Here is a 19509-nt window from a genome sequence, read left to right as displayed (position 1 = left end):
ACATGGCTGAAGGCATTCACGCGCGCTTTCGCGTCGAACATGGCGGCTTTGTCCTCGACGTCGACCTGCGCCTGCCCGGACGCGGCGTCACGGCGATCTTCGGCCATTCGGGCTCGGGCAAGACGACGGTGCTGCGCTGCGTCGCGGGCCTCGTGAAGCCGTCAAGCGGGCGTCTTTCCGTCGACGGCGAAGTCTGGCTCGATACCGAAACCGGCCTTTCGATACCGACGTACAAGCGCCCGCTCGGCTACGTCTTCCAGGAAGCGAGCCTGTTCCCGCATCTGACAGTCGCGGGCAATCTGCGATACGGCATGAAGCGCGTCGCGCCCGCGACGCGCCGCGTCGATCTTTCACAAGCCGCCGATCTGCTCGGCATCGGCCATTTGCTCGAACGGATGCCGGCAGGCCTGTCGGGCGGCGAGAAGCAGCGCGTGGGTATCGCGCGGGCGCTGTTGACGAGCCCGCGTCTGCTGCTGCTCGACGAACCGCTCGCGTCGCTCGACCAGAAGCGAAAGCTCGAAATCCTCCCCTACCTCGAACGGCTGCACGACGAGCTCGACATCCCCGTGCTTTACATCAGCCACGCGCCCGAGGAAGTCGCGCGTCTCGCCGATCACCTCGTGCTGCTCGACAACGGCCGCGCGGTCGCCAGCGGGCCGATCGCCGAGACGCTCGCGCGCCTCGACCTGCCCGTCGCGATGGCCGACGATGCGTCGGTGGTGATCGAGGGCACCGTCGGCGCGCATGACGCGCACTACGGGCTGCTGACACTCGGGCTGCCGGGCGGGCGCGCGACGCTGCGTGCCGCGCATGGGCCGCTGCCCGAGGGCAAGCCGATGCGCATCGTCGTCCGGGCGCGCGACGTGAGTCTCGCCGCGAACGCCGCCGAGGACACCAGCATCCTCAACGTGCTCCCGGCGACGGTCGTCGAGATCGAGGCGGCGGCCGACCCGGCGCAGGTGATGGTGCGGCTCGATATCGATGGAACGCCAGTGCTTTCGCGTATTACGCGCTATTCGCGGGATCATCTGCGGCTGAGCGTCGGAATGCGAGTGTGGGCGCAGGTGAAGGCGGTTTCCCTGCTGGCTTGATGCCTTACCGCGTAACGCGCCGAAAAATAAGCGAGCCAGCCTGCAATTGAATTTCACGACCAACTGGCATAGCGTTGGATTAGTGCGCCGAATCGTGCGCCAATCGCCGCGCCACAGTTTCCTGTAAGTGCTCCGCTCGAAGCCGACGGCGATCGAAATCCAACGAGGAGATCGTCGTGATACGCCTGAAGAGTTTCGTCACGCTGTCGGTGGCCGCCGCGGCTTTCGCTTGCGGATCGGCGTATGCCGGCGGGCACGTCGGCGTGTTCATCGGAGGGCCGCTTTACTATCCGGTCGCGCCGGTTCCGTACTACTACTATCCGCCGCCTCCGGTCGTCGCCGTGCCGTCCGCGCCGCCGGTCTATGTCGAGCAGGGACAGGTCGCGGCCGGTCCCGGCCAGCCGAGCGGGAACTGGTATTACTGCGACGCGTCGCGCGCCTACTACCCCTATGTGAAGCAGTGTCCGGGCGGCTGGCGTGAAGTCGCGCCGCAGCCCGAGCCTTCCAACTGACGATCCAGCACTATGCAACGTTCATCCTTTGTAGCCGTCGCGGCGCTGTCGGCGTGCGTCGGCGGCTGCGTCGTCCTGCCGACGCAGCCGAGCGTCATGGCGCTTCCCGGCACCGGCAAGACCTTCGACCAGTTCCGCGCCGACGATAATTCCTGCCGGCAATTTGCGTTCAACCAGGTCGGCGGGGTGTCGGCGAATCAGGCGGCGACGGGCAGCGCGGTCGGAAGCGCAGCGGTCGGCACGGCGCTGGGGGCGGCGGCGGGGGCGGCTTTCAATGGCGGCGCCGGGGCGGCCGTGGGCGCGGGCGCGGGATTGCTGGCGGGGAGTCTCGTCGGGATGGGGCCGGCTCAGGCCTCCGGATACGAAGTGCAGCGACGCTACGACTACGCGTATCTGCAATGCATGTACGCAGCGGGGGATCGCGTGCCGGTGAGCGGGTTGATGTCTACGCCGAACGCACGGCCGTACGGGCCACCGCCTCCACCGCCGCCTCCCGGGATGCCCCCGCCTCCGCCACCTTCAAGTTGAAATCCCTTTGCCTGATGCTGATGGTCCGCGCTTTTTGTCGGCTCGACTCTGCTTGGGCGGGTGATCCTTAAGCGAAGAGTCGCCGCCCTTAAGAAAATGCATCGTTAAGCAGTTACATGCTCGCTAAGCAATCGCAGCAATTAAACCGCACGTTGCACTTTCAAGATCAATTCGAATCTCAAGCGCCCCAAGCGGACAGGATATTCAACATCACACCATTCGATTGCTTCCCTTAACCGTTATTCGTTGAGTAACAGGGCGCATACTCGAATGCTGTCGGGACCATAACCGTTCCGTCAGTCAGAAGCGGCCAGGTCCCACGACTCCAATGAGACAAGGACGGCCCTCCTTCCGGCGTTTTGCTTTCCTCTCACCTACTAACGGGAGTAAGCCGCCATGAAGCCAATCACCATTGCTGCCCTAACGCTTATGCTCGCCGGATGCGCGGCGAACAAGGACATGTCGTCGAATAGCGCGTCGCCATCGCGAACGGAGAGCTGTAAGGCTGTATCCGATCAGGAGATTGCGGCGTTATTCGATCGATGGAATCAGTCCCTGCAAACCGGTGATCCGCACAAGGTGGTGGCCAATTACGCGGAGCGTTCAATTCTTCTTGCAACGGTATCCGACAAGCCGCGTCTGACGCCTGCTGAAAAGGAGGATTACTTCAGCCATTTTTTACCCGGTGGCCCTTCCGGGAAAATCGATTTTCGGCAGCTTGAACTAGGATGCAACACCGCGGTCGATGCCGGGCTTTATACGTTCACGTTCGCCAAGACCGGAGCGGTCGTAAAGGCGCGCTACACATACACGTATCGCTGGGATGGGACGCAATGGCTGATTACGAGTCATCACTCGTCGGTGATGCCTGAGAAAAAGTAAGCGCGTCTTAAAGCTGAGCTTCGATAGCCGCTTTGTCTATGACAGACCATACTTGCTCGATCTTTCCGCTTTGGAACTGATAGAACACATTCTCTGTAAAGGACACTTTCTTCCCATCGACGTTCAGCCCAAGAAATTTTCCCTTTGGCGTACACGCAAAGCCCAACCGACTCGCTATATACGGCGAGTCGGCAATCAACAGCAGAATGTCGAAATGAAGGTCAGGAATTTCGGTGAAGTCTTTTTCGAGCATCGCGCGATAACCCGACAAACCGATACGCTGACCGTTGTAATGCACGTCATCGCCAACGAACTGATTCAGATTCGCCCAATCCTGATTGTTCAGGCACGCGATGTAGCCTCTGTAGATATCGGAGAGATCGGTTTTGTTCACTTTTGAAAGTCCGCGATCGGTGGAGAAGCCGCAAGCACAGCGGCACGTAGCGCGTCCTTAACCCTTGCGCGCAAGTTATCGCCCGGCGACCTCATCGCCTGCGCCACACTCACCACCTTGCCCGCTTCATAGCGCCGCCCGCTGCCGATCATCGCTTCGAACGCGTTGGCGCGCCGGTTGATCTCGACCGGATCGGCATCAACTAGCAGCACCGCATGCGCGAGCACCGCATACGTTGCGTCGCCCGCTGCGTCCGGCACGCGCCGCCAGTACTGCGCCGTACCCGCGATCTTGCGCGCATCGTCCGCCGGGCCCCACGCGAGGTTGAAGCGGCCGTCGCAGAACGATCCCTCCACCGCCTGCCAGTGCGTTTCCACGCCCACCTGACGAAGCGTATCGGCGAGAATTTCGCACAGATGCAGATACACCGCGTCGGCCATCGTCCCGATCGTTGCACGGAGCGGATAAGCGAGACTCAGATTGAGGATCCCCGGCCCTTGCGGCACGAGCCCGCCGCCCGAAAGCCGCAACCACACGGGACAGCCGCGCCGCGCGAACTCGGCGCGGGCATCATCGAGCGATGCGTAGCGCTGATAGCTGCGCGGCAACACCAGCGACACCGGCGCCTCCCACAGATGCGCCACCGCGCGACCCGCCGACGCATACGCAAGCAGCGCCTGCTCGGCGTCGAGGGGATTGGCGGCAGAAGCGTCGAAATCGATGAGTTCGAAGGGCATGATCAAGCGCCTGGCGAAAGCAAATATGGTAACGAAGAACAGCGGACGCGGCGCAAACCACGTCCGCCCTCCCCTTACCCCGCCAGATGCTTCTTCAACAGCGCATTGACGTCGTTGGCCTTCTCCATCTGGCTCATGTGGCCAGCGTCATCGAAGACCTTGACGGTCGCGCCCGCCGGCGCGTTCTGCGCATGCGCGGCCGGAATGATGCGATCCTGCGCGCCCCACACCACGAGCACCGGTTTGCCTGTCGCACCGAGCTTCGCGCCCGGCAGCGCCTTTTGCCGACCGTCGCCGAAGAGACTGCCGCCGAGCGCCGCGAGCGCTTCGCTCACGCCGTCGAGCCGCTTGTACTTCAGCAGATCGTCGAGCATCTGGCGGCTCACGAGCCCCGGGTCCGCGAACAGCAGTTCGACGACCGGCTTCAGATCACGCCGCGACTGCGCTTTCACGAAGCCCTCCGTGTAGCCGTTGTTGACCTCGTCGCCGAGCCCTGCCGGCGATATCAGCGCCACCGACAGCACGCGCCCCGGCGCATCGACGGCCAGTTGCGCCGCCACGCCACCGCCCATCGAATGCCCGACGAGATGCGCCTCGCCGATGTCGAGCGCGTCCATGAAGCGAAGCACGAACTGCGCGAGATCCTCGAGCGTCGTGCCGGGCAGCTTCGGCGTCGATTGGCCGTGCGCCGGCAGATCGAGCGCGACGACCTTGTGCTTTTCGGCGATCGCATCGAGATTGAAGAGCCAGTTGTCGAGATCGCCGCCGAAGCCGTGGATGAAGAGCACGGTCTTGCCGCCCTCCCCGCGGCTCGCATAACGCACGCGGATGCCGTCGACTTCGATGAAGTGATACGCGGCGGCGGCTTCATCGTCGCTGCCTTCGTCGTCGGGCGGGGTTTCATACGCGGCGATGTACGCTTCGATGTCGGCGTCGCTCACTTCGGACGGCGCGAGCACGCCGAGCAGCGCCTTCACCGGCAGCACGTCACCCTCCGCCGCGACCTTGCGACGCAATGTGCCCGCGTCGGGCGCCTCGACGGCGTTGGCGATCTTGTCGGTTTCCACGTCGAGGATCGGCAGGCCGACGGAAATCTGCGCGCCTTCATCGACAAGCCATGCGTTCACCGTGCCTTCCTTCATCGACAGGCCCCACTTCGGCATCACGATCGGTGTGATCTCGGACATTAGTGCGACCCTCCTTTGTTCATCGTCTTGCGCACGGCTTCCACGATATGCGCGGCGCTCGGTATGTAGAGATCCTCGAGCGTCGGCGAGAACGGCACCGGCGTATGCGGCGGCGCGACCATCTGGATGCCGGCCTTCAGCGCGCCGAACGCCTGCTGCGAAACCTGCGCGGAGATATCGGTGGCGATGTTGCAACGCGGACTGGCTTCATCGACCACGACGAGCCGGCCCGTGTTCTCGACGCTCTCCAGCACCGTATCGATATCGAGCGGCGAGAGCGTGCGCAGATCGACGATTTCCGCTTCGATGCCTTCCTTCGCGAGCGTCGCGGCCGCTTCGAGCGCGCGATGCACCATCAGGCCGTAGGTGACGATCGACACGTCCTTGCCGTCGCGCACGATGTTCGCTTCGCCGAACGGAATCGCATACGAGTTCTCCGGTACTTCGCCTTCGAAGCCGTACAGGTTCTTGTGCTCGCAAAAGATGACGGGATCGTTGTCGCGGATTGCCTGGATCAGCAGGCCCTTGGTGTCATACGGCGTCGACGGGCACACTACCTTGAGCCCCGGAATGTGCGTGAATAGCGGTGTAAGCATCTGGCTGTGCTGCGCGGCCGCGCGAAAGCCCGCACCGACCATCGCGCGAATCACGACCGGCGTCTCCGCCTTGCCGCCGAACATGTAGCGGAACTTCGCGGCCTGGTTGAATATCTGGTCGAAGCACACGCCCATGAAGTCGATGAACATCAGCTCGGCGACGGGACGCATGCCGCACGCGGCCGCGCCGATCGCCGCGCCGACATACGCGGACTCCGACAGCGGCGTGTCGAGCAGCCGGTCGCCGTGCTTCGCGTAGAGTCCCTTGGTGACGCCGAGCACACCGCCCCATGCGTCCTTCTCGCCATCGGCGCCTGCTCCGCCGACGATATCCTCGCCGAGCACGATCACGCTCGGATCGCGGGTCATTTCCTGGTCGAGGGCTTCGTTGATTGCCATCTTCATGCTGAGTTTGCGGGCCATGTTTCGTCTCCTGTCGACCAGAGTTGGCGCTTTAGCGCCTTACTCCGGTCCCATGCAAGCTGCGGTCGACCAGAGCTGGCGCTTTAGCGCCTTACGCTGGTCCCATGCAAGCTGCGGTCGACCAGAGTTGGCGCTTAGCGCCGTACTCTGGTCCCATGAAAGGTTTTCGTGTCTTCGCTGGATTAATAGCTGACGTACACGTCGGTGAGCAGATCGGCGGCGCTGGGCTGCGGCGCGTCCTTCGCCTCCTGAACCGCGCGTTCGATCAGCACGGCGACATCGCGATCGATCGCATCCAGCTCGGCTCGCGTGATCACTTCCGCCTGCGTCACCGTCTGCGCAAACTTCTTCAGGCAGTCTTTATTCGAGCGGATATCGTCGAGTTCGCCCGGCGCCCGATACGTCTGCGCATCGCCTTCAAAGTGGCCGTAGAAGCGGATCATCTTGCATTCGAGCAGCGCCGGGCCGCCGCCTTCGCGCGCTCGCCGGATCACTTCGCCCGCCGCTTCGTGCACCGCAAAGAAATCCGTGCCATCGACCGTCACGCCCGGGATGCCGAAGCCCGCCGCGCGATCGACGTAGCTGTCCACCGCCGTGCCGTACTCGCGCGACGTCGATTCCGCATAGCCGTTGTTCTCGATCACGAAGATCACCGGCAGGTTCCACACCGCCGCGAGATTCAGGCTTTCGAGGAACGTGCCCTGGTTCGACGCGCCGTCGCCCGCAAACGTGATGCCGACTTCGCCCTTGCCGCGGAACTTCGCCGCGAGCGCCGCGCCGCAGATGAGCGGCGCGCCCGCGCCGAGAATGCCGTTCGCGCCCATCATCCCCTTCGACAGATCGGCGATGTGCATCGAGCCGCCCTTGCCGTTGCACGAGCCGCCTTTCTTGCCGTAGATCTCCTTCATCATCGCGACGGGATCGACGCCCTTCGCGATGCAGTGGCCGTGTCCGCGGTGCGTGCTCGCGATGCGGTCGCCGTCCGTCAGGTGATGGATGATGCCGACGCCAGCCGCTTCCTCGCCGGCGTAGAGATGCACGAAGCCGGGGATGTCGCCGCGGCCGAAGTCCACGTGCAGGCGCTCCTCGAAATCGCGGATCGTGCGCATCTTGCGATAGACCGTCAGCAGTTCCTCCTTGCCGAGCGGCAGCGCACCTGCGTCCTGCTGCGTTGAACGGACTGTCATGTCTGTCTCCTTCGTTTGAAGTGGGTGGGGCGGAAAAACGGTTCAGGGCTGCACGTGCGCCATCTGGCGCATCAGGCCCGTGCGCGCCGCGTAACGCATGCACGCGGCCACGTCGATGCTGTTGAAGGCGCCTTCGCGCAAGGTGACGGTCACTTCGTCGCTGGCGGCGAAGGCCATTTCGCGCTCGCCGTCCAGCGCGACGATGCCGGCACGCTGGCGCACGCGCTGCGGGATACCGTCGCGCAGACGCTGCCAGCCGGCGATCGGCACCGCGCGCATCAGGCCCGGTGCGATCGGCGCGCACAGCTCGAATTCGCCTTCGCCGGGCGCGGCGAGTTCAACGGCCAAGCCGCCCGGTTCATGCCGGCCGACCGGTTCCAGCAGGCCCGCGATCGAGGAAAGCCCGATCGCCTGCGGATCGGCGTAGGACACGTAGACGGCGGCGAGCGTATCGATTTTCCAGAGCGCCCGCGCGCCGATGTAGTGCTCGTGCGAGATGACGGCATCGACGAGCGCGATGTCGCTCCGCACGTTGCCTTTTGCGTCGCGGATTGTGATGTCGAGGCGTTTGTTGCGCTGGAGCGCGTCGTCGGCGGGAATGCGTCCGGCGGCGTAGAGACCGGCGGCGATGCCCGCGATGGTCGGCTCGCGCATTTCGGGGAACGCGTTGTTGGTGCCGGTCGAAAGGCCCGCGACCGGCACCGCGCCGCACTCGCGGACCACCGCGCGATGCGTGCCGTCGCCGCCGAGCACGACGATCGCGGCGGCGCCCGCCTCGCGCATCAGTTGCGCGGCGCGAAACGTGTCGTCGACGCGGGCGGTGACGGGCATGTCGAGCCAGTCGACAGCGGCGAGCCCGGCATCCGGACCCTGGCGCCGCGACAAATGGCGCTCGAGCATCACCTTGAGGCCTTCGCGGTCCGGCATCATCGCGACGCGCTCGATCCCGCACGACGCGAGCGCCGAAAGCAGCCGCAGCACGATGCTGACGCGATCGGCGAGTTGCAGGCTGCTCGCGTTCGCGATCACGCGACGGATGTCACGCGCTGAAATCGGATTCGCGATGATGCCGACGAGCGGCGGCCTTGCGGGCGTGGGGCTGCGCATGCGTTGTCTCCATGTAGCTCTGTTTTGCGGGAGTACTAGGCAAGCGCTATGCCAATCTGAAGACGCGCGAATGTCGAGGGATTACCCGAACAAAAGCGCTTGAATTGAGGCTGTCGGCAGCCAGAAGGAAGAACCGCTGTGACAGGTGTCACAGCGGCAGATGTATCGCGGGGAGTACAGGCGTAACGCTCAGTGCACGCCTGCATCGCGCTGATTGGGCGAGCGGATGCCATACCGCGCCATGCGCCGATAGAGCGTCATCCGGCTTACGCCGATCTGCCGCGCGACCGCGCTCAGGTTCCAGCTCGCCGCGCGCAGGTACTGCATCAGCAGCATGCCTTCGGGCGGCAAGAGATGCGGATCGAATTCATCGATGGGAGCGCTCGCGGCGGGCAGCGCTGGCTTAGCCGCTTGCGTCGGCTTGACCGTCGACAGGTTCTCGGGAAGATCGTCGACTTCGATATGCGTATCGGTGCACACTGCGCGCGCGTACTGCAGCACGTTGCACAGCTCGCGCAGATTCCCCGGCCACCGATGCCGATGCAGCCGCTCGCGCGCCTCCTCCGACAACGTCACCGTCGCGCCCGACAGATCCTTCAGAAGCTTCTGAATCAGCCAGTCGAGGTCGCTCCTTTCACGAAGCGGCGGCAGCGCAAAGCGCGCGCCGTTCAACCGGTAGTAAAGATCCTCGCGGAACCGGCCGCTTTCGACGAGCGCGTCCAGCGGATGGTGCGTCGCCGAGATAACGCGCACGTCCACCGACACCGGCCGCGACGCCCCGATCGATAGCACTTCGCCTTCCGCCAGCACGCGCAGGAGGCGCGATTGCAACTCGCGCGGCATGTCACCTATTTCATCGAGAAAGAGCGTGCCGCCGTCTGCTTCCTGGATCAGACCGCGTTTGCCCTTCGGCCCCGCGCCGGAGAAACTGTTCGGCAGATGCCCGAACAATTCACTTTCGATCAGCGTCTCGGGGATCGCCGCGCAGTTCACCGCGATAAACGGCCCGCCGCGCCGCGCGCTCGACTGATGCAGCGCCTTCGCGAAATACTCCTTGCCGGAGCCGGTCTCGCCGTTGATCAGCAGGTTGATCGGCGAATCGACGAGTTTGGCCGCGCGTTCGAGCTGGCGTCCCAGCGCAGCATCGCCGCCGCACAGCGCAGCGAGCGGCGCAGGGATTTTCATCGCGCGGGCCGCGTCGCGCGTGGCGCTCGCGTTCGGCTGCCAGAGCGGCGCGGGCGGCATCACGCTCAAGTACAGCAACGCGCCGCTGCGCGCAAGCGCCAGCGCGCGCAATTCGCTCGGACGCGAATAGACGAAGCGGCCGAGGTCTTCGAGCCGCGCGTCGAACAGCGCCTCGAAACGCGCGCCGATCAGCGGCGCCAGCGGCACGCCGCCTTGCCCGACTTCGGCGGCAAGCATTTCGTGCGCGCGCCGGTTATGCCCGACGACGCGCCCGCCCGCATCGAGCGCGACGAGAAATTCCGGATCGACATCGACGAATTCCGGCGATGCGTTGAGCTTCAGAATCCAGTCCTGCCGATGCGTGCGCAAAAAATTGGCGTTCTCGATCCGGCTCGCCGCGACGCGCACGAGTTGCAGCGCGAGGCTCTGGCTCTCGCGCGCCTGCGGCGAAGTCAGCGCGGAAATATCGAGGATCGCGGTGAGGCTGCCGTGCGAATCGAAGAGCGGCGCGGCGGTACAGGTGAGCGGAATATGCGTGGCGTCGAAGTGATCGACCTGATGGACGGTCAACGCCTGCCCCGTCGCGAGCGCGGTGCCGACGGCGCACGTCCCCGCGCCGTTCTCGCTCCACTGCGCGCCGAGATAGAGGCCCGCGCGGCGCAGGCTCGCGTCGGTGCTGGCGTCGCCGAGATAGTCGACCGTCACGCCCTGCGCGTCGGTCAGCAGCACGACGTAGCCGAGGCCCGCGACCTGGCTGTAGAGCGTCTGAAGGCCGTGCCGGGCGATGCGGGCGAAGTCGTCGATACGCTGCTGGTGCTCGCGCAGCCGCGTCTGCGGCAGGATGCGCGCCTCCTGCATCCGCGACGGGTCGAGACCGTACTGATGCACGCAGCGCCGCCACGACGACTCGATGATCGCCTCGTGCGTGCGCGCCGCGACCATCGGCGGGGTGCGCGTGGTCGCTTCGACTACCGCCTCGATGTGCTTGCGTTGCCGCATGTCCATCGTGCTCTCCTTGGTGTCTCCTGCCCGTGCGGCGCGGCTCGGGCGCTTCTCGGAGCGCCTCGTTTCGCCTCGGCCGATTTTTGGGACGGGACTCCTACTGTAGCTGACTGCGCGTGCGTTGGGGCAAACCGCATCGAAGTGAATGCTTAAGTCCCACGAAAGCGGACGCGCGCGAGATGTCAGCGCGCCGACGCCTTTGATAGACTGAAAGCCATAAGAAAAATCTGACCGGACAGCCAGGAGACAATATGCCGAAAATCGCCTTCGAAGACTTCGAGCGGCAAGTGGTGCAGCATCACCTGATCAAGGGAAACGTCTACGAGAACGGCGCGGCGCTCGTCGAGCGGGCGAACGCGTGGATCGCGGAGCACGGTATCGACGTTCTGAACGTCGAGAGCCTCTCGACGTTCGGCGCTGGCGACGATACCAGCGTCAGCCACTGGTATTCAGGCATCCGCGTGTGGTACCGGACGGCCTGATTCTTCAGCCGCGTCCGACGAACGGCATTTTCGTCGCCATCACGGTGTGGAACAGCACGTTCGCCTCGAGCGGCAGGTTCGCCATATAGAGCACCGATTGGCCGACGAAGCGCACGTCCATCATAGGCTCGGCGGCGATCTCGCCGTTCGCCTGCGGCACGCCCTTCTCCATGCGCTGCGACAGCTCAGTGCGCGCATTGCCTACGTCGATCTGTCCGACCGCAATGTCGTACTTGCGGCCGTCGAGCGAGGCGGTTTTCGTGAGTCCTTCGACGGCGTGCTTGGTCGCGGTGTAGGCCATCGAATTGGGACGCGGCGCAGTCGCCGAAATCGAACCGTTGTTGATGATGCGGCCGCCGCGCGGATTCTGCTCCCGCATCACGCGAAACGCGGCCTGGATGCAGTAGAACATCCCGTTCAGATTGATGTCGACGACGCCCTTCCATTGCTCGGGCGTCCAGTCCTCGAACGGGCCGGGCGGATTGCTCACGCCGGCGTTGTTGAAGACCAGGTCGACGCGCCCGAAGCGCTCGACGACCGACGCAAAAAGACGCGCGACCGATTCCGGGTCGGATACGTCGGTGGGGACCGCGTGCGCGCGGTCTTGCGCGTTTGCTTCGTTGATGACCGCGTCAAGCGGCTCGGGCCGGCGGCCGGCGAGCGCGACGCGCCATCCGTCGCCAAGCAGTGCCAGCGCCGCGGCCCGGCCGATACCGGACCCCGCGCCCGTCACGATTGCGATGCGTTCGTTGCTTCCTTCTGACATTGCCGTCTTCTCCGTGTTATCGCACGCTGTGCCGAAGGTTGGACATTACCAACTTTAGGCGTCGTGCACACGGGGAAAGGCTTACGGAATGCGCGCGAGCTTCGTCGATGAGGAAAACAGCACGACGTAATGATCATCGGGAACTCGGCGGAAACGGCGAATTCGCTCGCTTCGAGCACTCTAGTGTTTGCCGAAAAAAATGCCGTTCACGAGCGGGACGCGCGAAACGTATGAGAACACGGACCGTCAGGGCACCCGGGCGCGTTTTGTCGAGGGAGGAGGCAGAGCGGCGCAAACATCGTCGACCTCGGCGAGCCACCGCAAACAGGATGCCGCTGCGCGGTAGCGCGGGCACACGCAGTCCAGCCGGGCACGTTCAAAGATCAAGAAAATGATGACGGTGGCAAATCCTTCGCCGACCGGCGCACTCCCGGCTTTCGCTTCGACGCACCGCCGCAAGCAGTCGTAAGATTCGTTCACCCCTTCCCGCAAAACACGGCCGTCAGCACGAGCGGCACCACGGAATGCACGACCGCATCACTGCCCGACGCCCGCACCCGCTCCTCGACCTGTTCGGCCGGACCCGTCACCACGACGCCATAAGCCGAATCGGTGAGCGGCTGACCGCTGCCCTTCTTGAACATTGCGTCGTCGCGTTCGTAGCCGAGCACGGCGTACACGCGAAAGCCGAACGCGGTCAGGTCGCTGCCATGCGTCGGGCGAAACGCGTTGACGGAATTCGACTCGACGCGCATCGGCGTCGTCTCGATATAGCGCGCGTTGACGAGCGGCGCGATGAACGTGTGCGCACTCGACTTGCAATCGAGGGGACGATCGAGCGCGTGCCCGTATGACGTGGCGGGGACGACGGCCGCAATGGCGGCGCTTGTCGTGGCGAGCGCGGTAGCGAGATTTAGAAGGCGCTGTTTCATGGCATGCGTCGATCGTGTTTCTGACGGTACGAGGCGTCAGGATCGATGCAATAAACGCGCCAATATTTCGTCGTCGAAAGGGCGCTGCGGACCTGGCGCTTTCCCGCGCGTGCCGCCTTGCAGGAAGGCCTTGTTTCCGTGTTGCCGAGCGAGTGATTACAGCTTCGCGCTGACGGCGACGAAAGTCTGTACGCGAACCCTCAGTCCCTTTTTGCAAGGTCCGCGCGATAGTAATTGCAAGCTGCGGCCGCCGCGCTTTCCGAGCAGAAAAGACAAGAATGACGGGAGTGTTTATATTGGACAGCCTATCGCCGGACTCGACCGGCGCCTTTGTTTAAGGACCCCGATGAACGATCTTTCCAACTTCCTCGTTACGAAGAAATGGCCCGCCGAACACCCTGAGCGGCTGCAACTCTATTCGCTGCCGACGCCCAACGGTGTCAAGGTATCGACGATGCTGGAGGAGACCGGCCTCCCCTACGAGCCGCATCTCGTGCGCTTCGAAAAGGACGACCAGATGACGCCCGAGTTTCTTTCGGTGAGTCCGAACAACAAGATTCCCGCGATTGTCGATCCCGACGGTCCCGGCGGCAAGCCGCTGACGTTGTTCGAATCGGGCGCGATCCTGATTTATCTCGCCGACAAGACTGGAAAGTTCATGCCGCACGACCCTGCCGAGCGCTATGAAGCGATCCAGTGGCTGATGTTCCAGATGGGCGGCGTCGGGCCGATGTTCGGGCAGTTGGGGTTCTTCCACAAGTTCGCGGGGAAGGAATACGAGGACAAGCGCCCGCGCGATCGGTATGTCGCGGAAACGAAGCGGCTGCTCGGCGTGCTCGAGACGCGGCTCGCGGATCGCGCGTGGATCATGGGCGATGGATACACAGTCGTCGATATGGCCGTGTTTCCTTGGGTGCGCAATCTCGTGGGGTTTTACGAAGCGCGCGAAATCGTAGCGTTCGAGCAGTTTCCGAATGTCGCACGCGCGCTCAATGCGTTTTTGACGCGTCCGGCGGTTGTCAGGGCGCTGGACATTCCGAAGCGAGCGTAAGGGAGCATTTTCAGTTCGCCAATTCCGCCTTTGCGTGATCGGGTCGTCGCAGTGACGGCCTTCGGGCCGCCGAGCTTGGCTCGGGTGCTCGTGCAAGCAAGCTATCGCCCGCCGAATTCCGCCGGATCTTGCCGCCTTTTTTTTGTTTCGCTACCGTGATCCGACGGCGTCCCGGCCGGTGCTCCGATGCCTGTTGCCCACCCATTGCCACCCGATCGTTCGTGCGATGATTTTCCTTTCGCGTCAGTGCTTTATCGACGATTCAGGCAAGATATCCACAAGCTTCTCAACAAAAGCTGTGGATAATGTTAGTAGGCGTTTAATGATCGGTGATTCACTCAGTGATTAAGCCGATCGCTTGTGTAGCGGAAGATCATCATGAAACCGTGTTCCCCGGGTTCGCGACACCACTTGCTTTGGCTCGTCGGCTGTACCGCCCTGCTCCTTTCGACGCTTGCCCAGGCCGGTCCCGCGTGCCCGAACTGGGTGGAGACGGCATCGGGGAGCGTGTTCAACGTGGCGGCGCTCATCGCCGACGCTGGCTCGGCGGAGTTTGCGCTGGCGCGGGTGAAACGGGCGTTGTCGAAGGTGGAAGCGGGAGGCGGCTGTGCGATCTTCAGAGACCGCCCCGCCTGCGACGAAACGATGACGCTCGCGAAAAAAGCGATCACAGCGCTGGAAACGTGCTCGACGTCGCCTTCTGTATCGATCGATCCCGAAAATAGCGCGCAGCGGTAGCGGTGCTTTTGAGCTCCCGAGAGTCTTTACTGCAAAAAAAAGCGGCCAAGTTGGCCGCTTTGCACATCTGACAGAGCGCTCGAAAGCGCCCCCCAATATCAACGATCGAGAAACGGCCGAAGCTTGTCGGCGCGGCTCGGATGCATGAGCTTGCGCATCGCCTTGCTTTCGATCTGGCGAATCCGCTCGCGCGTCACGTCGAATTGCTTGCCGAGTTCTTCGAGCGTGTAATCCGACGCCGTATCGATACCGAAGCGCATGCGCAACACCTTCGCCTCGCGCGGCGAGAGCGCGTTAAGCGCATCGTCGATCGCGGCGCGCATGTTAGCGTGCACGGCGGCATCCGCCGGCGATGCCGCGCTTGAGTCCTCGATCATGTCACCGAGCGTCGCGTCGGCATCTTCGCCGACCGGCGTTTCGAGCGAAACCGGCTGCTTCGCGATCTTCAGAATGCCGCGGATCTTCTCTTCCGGCATTTCCATGCGCTCGGCCAGCACGGCCGGATGCGCTTCCTGCCCGGTCTGCTGCAGGATTTCGCGCGAGATGCGGTTCAGCTTGTTGATCGTCTCGATCATGTGCACCGGCACGCGGATCGTGCGCGCCTGATCAGCGAGCGAACGCGTCACGGCCTGGCGCACCCACCACGTCGCATACGTCGAAAACTTCCAGCCGCGCCGATATTCGAACTTGTCGACCGCCTTCATCAGGCCGATGTTCCCCTCCTGAATCAGGTCGAGGAACTGCATGCCACGGTTCACATACTTCTTCGCGATCGAGATCACGAGACGCAGGTTCGCTTCGATCATCTCGCGCTTCGCCTGGCGCATCTTCGCCTCAGCGGCCGTCATCTGACGGTTGATCTTCTTCAACTGCTGCAGCGGCAACGCGACGCTCGCTTCGATGTCGATCAGCTTTTGCTGTTCGGCCTGAATCGCGGGCAAGCTGCGTTCGAGCGCAGCGCCAAATTCACGCGACGACGATGCCGACGCGGTCTTCGCCGTCCAGCCGAGATCGGTTTCGTGGCCGGGGAACGACTCCACGAACTTGTCGCGCGGCATGCCGCACCGGTCAACGGCGATCTGCAAAATGCGACGCTCAACTGCGCGCACCTGCGCGACCTGCTGCTGCACATCGGCGCAGAGACGGTCGATCGTGCGGGCCGTAAAGCGAATCGGCACCAGTTCGCGCTGGATTTCTTCACGCACACGAGCGAAGGCGGCGGCGCCCTTTTCGTCGGTGGCGCGGCTGCGCGGCATCTGTTCGAACAGTTCGCGAACGCGCGCGAAGATTGCGAGGCTGTCGCTCGCGAGTTGCTTCAGACGCGCTTCGTTGGCCTTGTTCGAATCGACGGCTTCGAGGTCGCTGTCGTCGTCGCTGTCGGAGTCGTCGGAATCGGACGTGTCGGCAGTATCGATCTCGGTCGTAGCCGTCGTATCCGATGCCGCAAGTTCTTCTTCCTCACCGTCTTCGTTCAAGCCGTCGACGAGTTCGTCAATGCGAAGCTCGCCCGATTCAACTTGCGCCGCGCTCGCGAGAATCGTCGCGACGGTCGCCGGACACGCCGCGATCGCCTGAATCATCTCGTGCAGGCCGTCCTCGATGCGCTTCGCAATCGCGATTTCGCCCGCTCGTGTCAGCAGTTCGGTCGCACCCATTTCGCGCATGTACATGCGCACGGGGTCGGTCGTGCGGCCGAACTCGGAATCGACGGTCGACAGCGCGACTTCAGCTTCCTCGTCCGCCTGGTCGTCGGATACGGCGGCCGGTGCGGCGTCATTGAGCAGCAGCGTTTCTGCATCGGGCGCCTGCTCGTAGACCGCCACGCCCATGTCATTGAACGTGCTGACAATGGTTTCGATCGCGGCGGTTTGCGCGAAGTTGTCGGGCAGGTGATCGTTGATTTCCGCGTGGGTCAGGTAACCGCGCTCCTTGCCCAACTGGATGAGGGCACGCATCTGGCGCTGCCGCTCTTCGTCCTGCAACGCCGTCGACGCGGCGTCCAACGGTAGCAAGGCGGCGGCTGCCTTGCCTTTGCCTGCGCGCCGGGCCGTTGTCTTCCGCGCGGATACGGTCGTTTCCGACCCTGAATCTTCCCGATCAAAACTTGCCATACATTCTCCTCGACAGGCTTGCTCGGCGATGGCGGGACCAGTGGCTACAGGTATCGCCGTCTCTCGCGCCGCGGACATTCGCGGTCTGAGAGTTCCACGATCCCACGACCTGTAAGATCGCTACGAGCAAAGAACGCGGCCCGCGCATAACGGGCGGGCCGGTTTGGAACTGTGCGCAAATCGCGCAACCTTAGATTATACCCGCGCTTGCTGCGTCGCAGCAATAAAAATTTAATTAGCGACTGTGGATCAACGGGGTTCGCGCGTGGGCGGATGCTGCGCCGGTCCGTGGAGACTACGCTCTTTGACGCGTTTTCTCACGCCTCCAAACGCGCGTTTTGGGGAAACATCGCGCGGCGAGCGTCGTCGTCCATTTCGGTTTTGAACTGGTGGGCGGTGCGCAGCGCGTCGGCGCGCACGGCGGCTGGGCGCGCGTTGATTTCGTCGAACAGACGTTTGACGTGTGGCAATTTGTCCCAGGCGTCGGCACCCAGCGCGAACGGAAGGGCGCGCGCCCATCCCCACACGGCCATATCGACGATCGTGTATTCATCGCCAAGCATGTAGCGATACGCGGCGAGCCTAGCGTCGATGATGTTCCAGTGGCGCCATGCTTCGAAGTCGTACCTATTGACGGCGTAGTCCTTCGGGGCGGGCGCGAAATGCTTGAAGTGGACGGCCTGACCGGAGTATGGGCCGATTCCCGTCGCGACGAACATCAGCCAAGAGTACATTTGGGCGCGGTTGGCGGGCGTGTTCGGTGGGACGAAGCGGCTTGTCTTTTCCGCGAGGTACAGGAGGATCGCGTTGCTGTCGAAAACGATGGCATCACCATCTACCAGCGCCGGTGTCTTTGCATTTGGGTTGATCGCGGTGAACAGGGGCGCATGCTGGTCGCCTTTGCGGGTGTCGACGGGTACTAGTTCGTAAGGAATTCCCGTTTCTTCCAGCATCAAAGCTACCTTCGCAGGGTTTGGAGAAGGATGGTAGTAGAACTTGATCATTAGGTGGTCCTTGGTTCGAGACGCTGACGTGGATCGTGTGGGGTCGAAGGGTCGTATCGTTTGGCGGCCGGAAGCGTTTTCGCCAGCGTTGTGGCCGCTGTTCTGTCGTCGTGCATGAAGATACGCGCGCTCACTCAAGAGCGTCCGAACATCCCAAAGGTCCATATGAAACCGTGGTGCAAGTTAACGGTTAGTTGCATACGTCGTTGATATGCCGCGGATTTTGTTCATTCCATGTGTGGCCCAAAGCCCCTTATAAGCGGTTACATCAGCGCGAATCACTGCTGATAACCACGGCTGCAAGGAATGAAAATATCTGTTTTCCAATCCTCACCCACTAGCACTACCGGTTGCAATCACACCTGCGCAACTTTTCCGCAAGAGGCGTTTCATTTCGTTGAGACGCTGGTCGATCGCGGACGTGCGGACGGGCTTTTGCCGTGCATGCATCGAGGCATGTTCCAGATTGACAGGCGAAATACGTTGTCCAAGCTTCGCTGCGAACGCAGATGCCCGCTCTGGCGTCGCACGGACGATACGCCCTTCGTCGATCGCTGTGACAAAGTCTTGAGCCCAATTTGCGACGCGCACGCGCGGCGACAGTTCCGCATGGTGTTGAACAGTGATTTCCGCGGCATCGGCACACAAAACGAAGCGCCGATCCGTCGAACGATCGAAGAACGTTTCACCGGCGTGCTGCTTGAGGATTGCATCGACTTCAGCGGCCCTATTCCGTAGCTTATCGGCTTCGACACGCGCGGCGTGCTTGGCGCGAAGTTGGTGTGCGAAATCGACGGAGGAACGCAACAGCGCCCGGAGGTAGTTGATTGGACACTTGGCGTGCTTCAAATGCTCCCAGGTGGCTTCGACGACGTCGGAAAGTCGCTTGAGGTTCTGTTTCGCTTCACGCATCAGTTTGAAAATCAGAAACTCGTGAAAACCCAGGTTCAGCAGGCGCTGAAGGTCCTCAGGCAGTCTGGCTGGTTGTCTCTTTTGAATGTTAGGGTATAGATCCTTATATATAGCTCCGTCTGCCACGGTGGCACACGGCATCGCGAGCGAAAAGGACTCGCCCGTCTGGGCAGCGTCTCGGGAGGCATCTGTAACTTGCGGCGACGATTGCGTTCGGTCTTCATCGACTAGGCCCAGAAGAGCGGCGGCTTTGTCAGTGAGATGAAGATACGCGCGTCCGAAGAGCCCCGCATTGCCATGACGCTTCTGCGGCGGACGGACGATGAACCCTTCAGCTTCGAGATCGTCGAGGCTTCGATAGAACGTTCGCATTGATTGAAGCGCGCGACCGGTTAACAGCTCGCGTCGCGCGAAGATGGCCGCATACGGTCGATGGGCATCGACAGTGCGAGCGAGGGCGGCAAGCAGCGCTCGCGAGCGTGCAGGGAGCGCCTCGACGTGATTGGCGCGATGGGCCGCTCGAAAGATGACCCATGGCAAGTTGGATCGGTCGCAAGCATATTCTTCGAATGCTGCTCGATCTTCATTCAGGCCGACGGGTGATGAAGCGAGGAGACGACAGTTTTCCTCGCCAGCAACGGGAAGTTGCGCGATAAGCATGTCCAGTGCGTCCATTTCTGAA

General features: G+C 62.9%; 19 protein-coding genes. 7 read left to right on the top strand and 12 right to left on the bottom strand.

The features are described 5' to 3' along the window. Positions 1–2 precede the first annotated feature (2 nt). From modC to AWB67_RS26070, 4 genes are all read left to right on the top strand, one after another. Complete coding sequence (gene modC, locus AWB67_RS26085) at positions 3–1091, top strand: molybdenum ABC transporter ATP-binding protein (RefSeq protein ID WP_087659105.1); 1089 nt, start codon at positions 3–5, stop codon at positions 1089–1091. Between the two features lie 176 nt (positions 1092–1267). Beyond that, positions 1268–1603 carry a hypothetical protein gene (locus tag AWB67_RS26080; RefSeq protein ID WP_087659104.1) on the top strand — a complete coding sequence of 112 codons (336 nt, stop codon included), beginning with the start codon at positions 1268–1270 and terminating at the stop codon, positions 1601–1603. Between the two features lie 12 nt (positions 1604–1615). Further along, the gene (locus AWB67_RS26075; protein ID WP_087659103.1) at positions 1616–2131 is read left to right on the top strand and encodes a hypothetical protein; all 516 of its coding nucleotides are present in this window, start codon (positions 1616–1618) and stop codon (positions 2129–2131) included. Positions 2132–2527: 396 nt separating this feature from the next. Then, positions 2528–3013 (top strand): DUF4440 domain-containing protein, encoded by a 486-nt coding sequence (locus tag AWB67_RS26070; RefSeq protein ID WP_087659102.1) that lies wholly within the window; start codon positions 2528–2530, stop codon positions 3011–3013. Between the two features lie 7 nt (positions 3014–3020). Here the strand turns inward: AWB67_RS26070 and AWB67_RS26065 are convergent, their stop codons facing one another. The 7 genes from AWB67_RS26065 to AWB67_RS26035 form a co-directional block, all read right to left on the bottom strand. Further along, entirely contained in the window at positions 3021–3407 is a 387-nt protein-coding gene (locus AWB67_RS26065; protein ID WP_087659101.1) for an ester cyclase, read from the bottom strand. Further along, positions 3404–4144 (bottom strand): lipoyl protein ligase domain-containing protein, encoded by a 741-nt coding sequence (locus AWB67_RS26060; RefSeq protein WP_087659100.1) that lies wholly within the window; start codon positions 4142–4144, stop codon positions 3404–3406. The genes AWB67_RS26065 and AWB67_RS26060 overlap by 4 nt, the downstream gene beginning before the upstream one ends. Positions 4145–4218: 74 nt before the next feature. Beyond that, complete coding sequence (locus tag AWB67_RS26055) at positions 4219–5331, bottom strand: acetoin dehydrogenase dihydrolipoyllysine-residue acetyltransferase subunit (protein ID WP_087659099.1); 1113 nt, start codon at positions 5329–5331, stop codon at positions 4219–4221. Then, positions 5331–6350, bottom strand: a complete 1020-nt coding sequence (locus tag AWB67_RS26050) for an alpha-ketoacid dehydrogenase subunit beta (protein ID WP_087659098.1) — start codon at positions 6348–6350, stop codon at positions 5331–5333. Before AWB67_RS26050 ends, AWB67_RS26055 begins: the two co-directional genes overlap by 1 nt. A gap of 182 nt (positions 6351–6532) precedes the next feature. After that, a complete protein-coding gene (locus AWB67_RS26045; RefSeq protein WP_087659097.1) occupies positions 6533–7537 on the bottom strand; it encodes a thiamine pyrophosphate-dependent dehydrogenase E1 component subunit alpha in 1005 nt (334 codons plus the stop codon). A gap of 42 nt (positions 7538–7579) precedes the next feature. Then, positions 7580–8644, bottom strand: coding sequence for an ATP-NAD kinase family protein (locus AWB67_RS26040; RefSeq protein WP_087659096.1), 1065 nt, complete (start codon positions 8642–8644; stop codon positions 7580–7582). A gap of 189 nt (positions 8645–8833) precedes the next feature. After that, on the bottom strand, positions 8834–10834 hold the full coding sequence (locus AWB67_RS26035; RefSeq protein ID WP_087659095.1) for a sigma-54-dependent Fis family transcriptional regulator: 2001 nt from the start codon (positions 10832–10834) through the stop codon (positions 8834–8836). Positions 10835–11082: 248 nt separating this feature from the next. On the opposite strand from AWB67_RS26035, the gene AWB67_RS26030 reads away from it, so the two are divergent. Further along, a complete protein-coding gene (locus AWB67_RS26030) occupies positions 11083–11313 on the top strand; it encodes a hypothetical protein (protein ID WP_087659094.1) in 231 nt (76 codons plus the stop codon). A 4-nt stretch (positions 11314–11317) separates the two neighbouring features. Here AWB67_RS26030 and AWB67_RS26025 read toward each other — a convergent pair whose 3' ends face one another. Both AWB67_RS26025 and AWB67_RS26020 read right to left on the bottom strand, forming a co-directional pair. Next, a complete protein-coding gene (locus AWB67_RS26025; RefSeq protein WP_087659093.1) occupies positions 11318–12079 on the bottom strand; it encodes an SDR family oxidoreductase in 762 nt (253 codons plus the stop codon). A 476-nt stretch (positions 12080–12555) separates the two neighbouring features. After that, complete coding sequence (locus AWB67_RS26020; RefSeq protein WP_125477672.1) at positions 12556–13011, bottom strand: hypothetical protein; 456 nt, start codon at positions 13009–13011, stop codon at positions 12556–12558. Positions 13012–13357: 346 nt separating this feature from the next. Here AWB67_RS26020 and AWB67_RS26015 point away from each other — a divergent pair, with 346 nt between their 5' ends. After that, positions 13358–14062, top strand: coding sequence for a glutathione S-transferase N-terminal domain-containing protein (locus AWB67_RS26015; RefSeq protein WP_087659092.1), 705 nt, complete (start codon positions 13358–13360; stop codon positions 14060–14062). 378 nt (positions 14063–14440) lie between these two features. After that, positions 14441–14800, top strand: a complete 360-nt coding sequence (locus AWB67_RS26010; RefSeq protein WP_235025319.1) for a hypothetical protein — start codon at positions 14441–14443, stop codon at positions 14798–14800. Positions 14801–14898: 98 nt separating this feature from the next. Here AWB67_RS26010 and rpoD read toward each other — a convergent pair whose 3' ends face one another. The 3 genes from rpoD to AWB67_RS39695 all read right to left on the bottom strand — a co-directional run bounded on the left by rpoD (position 14899) and on the right by AWB67_RS39695 (position 19487). Further along, a complete protein-coding gene (gene rpoD, locus AWB67_RS26005) occupies positions 14899–16911 on the bottom strand; it encodes an RNA polymerase sigma factor RpoD (protein ID WP_087659091.1) in 2013 nt (670 codons plus the stop codon). 317 nt (positions 16912–17228) lie between these two features. Next, on the bottom strand, positions 17229–17915 hold the full coding sequence (locus tag AWB67_RS26000; protein WP_087659090.1) for a glutathione S-transferase family protein: 687 nt from the start codon (positions 17913–17915) through the stop codon (positions 17229–17231). 330 nt (positions 17916–18245) lie between these two features. Further along, on the bottom strand, positions 18246–19487 hold the full coding sequence (locus AWB67_RS39695; RefSeq protein ID WP_125477671.1) for a replication protein O: 1242 nt from the start codon (positions 19485–19487) through the stop codon (positions 18246–18248). Positions 19488–19509 lie beyond the last annotated feature (22 nt).

The sequence above is a fragment of the Caballeronia terrestris genome, from assembly GCF_001544515.1.
Taxonomy (GTDB): Bacteria; Pseudomonadota; Gammaproteobacteria; order Burkholderiales; family Burkholderiaceae; genus Caballeronia; species Caballeronia terrestris.
Note: the sequence above shows the minus strand (reverse complement) of the source record. Positions and strands in the feature narration are given on the sequence as shown.